This is a genomic window from Bradyrhizobium sp. Ses1 (genome assembly GCF_059512365.1).
Genome location: NZ_JCAMOQ010000142.1, coordinates 1 through 2,888 on the forward strand (window position 1 = coordinate 1; position 2,888 = coordinate 2,888).

Genomic DNA, 2,888 nt, shown 5'->3' on the forward strand with positions numbered 1-2,888 from the left:
TTGGAGGCTTTCGGACGCCGGCCGCCGAATACGCCGCGCCCTCCCTCAAGCGGCCGGCATCCGAAACCCTTCACATGAGCTGACGAGCTTACACCTCGGCCGTGAAAACGATCAGATGAGAGAATGATGCGGTGTTGGGACAGCGTGACTGTCAGATTACATGGCCTTGCGCCGATCGAGGTTTGAGCATTCAATTCAACGACCATACGCCGCCACCGCAACCAGCTTTTCGAGCATATCTGCGCTTCCACAGGGTAAAGCGACCCGCTTGAGCGTGGCGCGTGTGTGGTGACTTCATAGAGAGGCGCAACGAGTCGGTCCGCCTAACTGGGGAGTGACCAAACACGCAGCCTCATGCGCCCACCGCGCAGCACCGTCGATACCAACAAACGGGAGAAGAACAATGAGCACCTGGCTTAGTGAGCGAGAACAGCGTCTCGTCGCGGGCGCGGAGACGGCGTCGGCGGCAATGCCGATTCCGACCCAGATTGTTTCCAACGGCGAGTATCTCCCACCTCCACACAGAGCGCTACGCAAAAGAAGGTCGAGGCACGGATCAACGAACTTGCCGACGTGAACGGCAAGCACCTCGCCTTAAGCCGCAGGCAGTTCCTGCATACGAGCTGCGGCATGGCGGCAGCGTTCCTCGCCATGAACGACATTTACGGCAATGTCTTCCAGGTCACGCCCGCCGAGGCCCGCGAACCCGAGCTGATGCTGGCGCGTGCGCAAACCCTCGCCGGCCAGTTCATCTTCGATGTCCAGACCCATTTCGTGCGCGATGACTTCGATCACAAGGAGCTTTTGGGGCTGGCGGACTTCGCGAGCCAGCACTGGAACCCCAAGATGAAAGATGAGGGCGTCTCCTCGCTCGCCCGCTACAAGTTCCAGAACTATGTAAAAGAAATCTACTACGACAGTGATACGAATATGGCGCTTCTCAGCGGTGCGCCGTTCGACGATCCGAGTTGGTGGCTTCTGTCCAACGAGCAGATCGTCAAGGCGCGCGAATTCATCAACGACTTCGCCGGCTCACGCCGCCTGCTGGCGCACAGCGTCATCACCCCCAAGCAGCCCGGCTGGATGGAGGAGGTCGACAAGGCAATCGAGGTCTACAAGCCGGATTCCTGGAAGGCCTACACGATCGGCGATCCGCTCGCGCCCTCCAAATTCCCATACCGACTCGACGACGAGCAGGTGATGTATCCATTCTACGACAAAGCCGTGAAGGCCGGCATCAACACGCTATGCATCCATAAGGGGCTGCTGCCGCCCGATTACGAAAAGTCGTTCGCCGGCGTATGGGAATACGCAACCGCGTCGGACATCGGAAAGGCTGCCAAGGATTGGCCGCAGATGAACTTCGTGATCTATCACTCGGCGCTGCGGGCGTTCCTCGAACTGCCGGACAAGGCGTGGGCCGAGTTCGAGCAGACCGGCCGCATCCAATGGCCTCGGATCTCGCGGAAATCCCGCAGAAGTTCGGCGTCACCAATGTCTACGCCGAACTCGGCACGTCTTTTGCCAATTCGGCTGTAGCGCATCCGAAGTTCTGCGCCGCATTGGTCGGCACGCTGATCAAGGGGATGGGGATTGACCACGTGATGTGGGGCACCGATTCGGTCTGGTACGGCTCACCGCAGTGGCAGATCGAGGCGCTGCGTAGGCTCGAAATCCCGGAGGATATGCAGAAGAAGTACGGCTTTGCGGCGCTTGGCGATGCCAACAGCGCTACTAAGCAGCTAATCTTCGCGGGCAACGCCACCAGGTTCTACAAGATCAAGCTGAAGGCGGCTGGGAACATCAGGATGCCGACCTTTTCCGAGGACCGCCTCGCAGCGCTCAAAAACGAGTACACACAAGCTGCGAAGCAGCCCTCGAACCTGCGCTACGGTTATGTTCGCGCCACTTAGGTGAACGGCGCGCCTACCGCCAATCCGACTTCGACTTTGGGTCCAATAGCGCCATTTGGCTGATCGGTCGGTCACTTCCGCGCTACCCCGATAAAGCGGACCATTTCGAAGCCAAGCCGACCTTCGCTCTTGGGCCAACAGCGGACGTCGCCAGTTGCATAAGCGACAAGGCGCACGCGTTGAGGCCGCGCGACAAGGCGACCTCGGTGATGCGAGCGCGGTTTTCACTTCGCGGCGTCGGCACCCGCCTTTGCGACTTGGCCATCCTGAACTGACGTCCCGCCAGAGACGCCGATCGCCCCGACAATCTTGCCATCCACATTAATGGGAATGCCGCCTTCTAGTGGAGATGCCCCACGGAGTGCCAATGAACGCAAACCCATGCCCCCCTGCGCCACGAGATCCTCGAACACCTTGCTAGGGCGCCTGTAGTTAATCGCGCTGTGCGCCTTGTCCTCGGCAGCCATAAGAGAGCCGTATTGCGTATTGTCGAGCTTGTGCAGCATCACCGTGTGGCCCGTGCTGTCGAGGATGACGATGGCCATCGCCCAGTTGTTCTTTTCGGCCTCCGTTTCCGCGGCAGCCATCACTTTCTTGGCTGCCTCGAGCCCCAGTGGCGCTCCATAAGGCGTTATCGGAGGTGGGGATGGCGCCTGTTGAGCGCTGGCTGTTGCGGTGAGTATCACTGCAGCCACGATGGAAGCGACTAGCGTCTTGTCCTGCGTCCTCATGTTGTTGTCCTCCCGATATTTGCTGGTCGGCTAAATAGGCAGTCCCTGCACTGGGACTATTTGCGACCGCAGGATTGCGCCAATCCGTACCAGAGTCCATTGGCCGGGGCGTGCCGCCTAGCTGCTTGCCAGCAATGTCCGAGAAGAGCCAAGGGACTAAACCGCTGGCGCGGTAGGGAACCGGCTGGCAGCGGTGTCCAGACGATAGCGTAACAGGGCGTCCTGCCTTGAGATTGAGGGGTTT

Annotated in this window: 3 protein-coding genes; 2 read left to right on the forward strand and 1 reads right to left on the reverse strand. The window is 59.8% G+C overall.

Annotated features, from left to right (window positions below; translation table 11 throughout):
* The first annotated feature begins 573 nt into the window (after positions 1-573).
* Both AC5ZG5_RS45895 and AC5ZG5_RS45900 read left to right on the forward strand, forming a co-directional pair.
* On the forward strand, positions 574-1,539 hold the full coding sequence (locus AC5ZG5_RS45895; RefSeq protein ID WP_456647206.1) for a hypothetical protein: 966 nt from the start codon (positions 574-576) through the stop codon (positions 1,537-1,539).
* Positions 1,449-1,913 carry an amidohydrolase family protein gene (locus AC5ZG5_RS45900; protein ID WP_456647205.1) on the forward strand — a complete coding sequence of 155 codons (465 nt, stop codon included), beginning with the start codon at positions 1,449-1,451 and terminating at the stop codon, positions 1,911-1,913. The genes AC5ZG5_RS45895 and AC5ZG5_RS45900 overlap by 91 nt, the downstream gene beginning before the upstream one ends.
* Positions 1,914-2,137: 224 nt before the next feature.
* On the opposite strand, the gene AC5ZG5_RS45905 is transcribed toward AC5ZG5_RS45900, so the two are convergent.
* Positions 2,138-2,644 (reverse strand): GlcG/HbpS family heme-binding protein, encoded by a 507-nt coding sequence (locus AC5ZG5_RS45905; RefSeq protein ID WP_130228979.1) that lies wholly within the window; start codon positions 2,642-2,644, stop codon positions 2,138-2,140.
* Between the last annotated feature and the right edge of the window lie 244 nt (positions 2,645-2,888).